We start from the raw sequence: 448 nt of genomic DNA, 5'->3' as shown, positions 1-448 counted from the left end.
CGGTGCCGCTGTTCCCGTCGCTTAACCTGCACTACGCGCGCAACTACGGTGCGGCGTTCAGTTTCCTTGCCGACAGCGGTGGCTGGCAGCGCTGGTTCTTTGCGGGTATCGCTCTCGGTATCTGCGTGATCCTGGCGGTGCTGATGTACCGCTCGAAGGCAACGCAAAAGCTGAATAACATCGCCTACGCGCTGATCATTGGCGGCGCGCTGGGCAACCTGTTTGATCGCCTGTGGCACGGCTTTGTGGTCGATATGATCGACTTCTACGTCGGCGACTGGCACTTCGCGACCTTTAACCTCGCCGATAGCGCCATTTGCATCGGTGCGGCGTTAATCGTGCTGGAAGGCTTCTTGCCGAAACCGGCCGCGAAAGAGCAGGCGTAAGCATCAATGCCGGGTGGCGCTACGCTTACCCGGCCTACCGAATTTGTGGCTTCCCGTAGGCC

1 protein-coding gene is annotated in these 448 nt (G+C 60.0%); it reads left to right on the top strand.

Annotation, left to right across the window (positions count from 1 at the left end; all coding sequences use genetic code 11):
- On the top strand, nucleotides 1–386 hold a 386-nt coding region (lspA, locus tag D7X55_RS46435), incomplete at its 5' end, for a signal peptidase II (protein ID WP_121725755.1).
- Nucleotides 387–448: the final 62 nt, after the last annotated feature.

This window comes from Corallococcus sp. AB049A (assembly GCF_003668885.1).
In the GTDB taxonomy this organism is placed as follows: domain Bacteria; phylum Myxococcota; class Myxococcia; order Myxococcales; family Myxococcaceae; genus Corallococcus; species Corallococcus interemptor.
The sequence above is the reverse complement of the archived record's forward strand: the minus strand, read 5'-3'. Positions and strand labels throughout refer to the sequence as shown.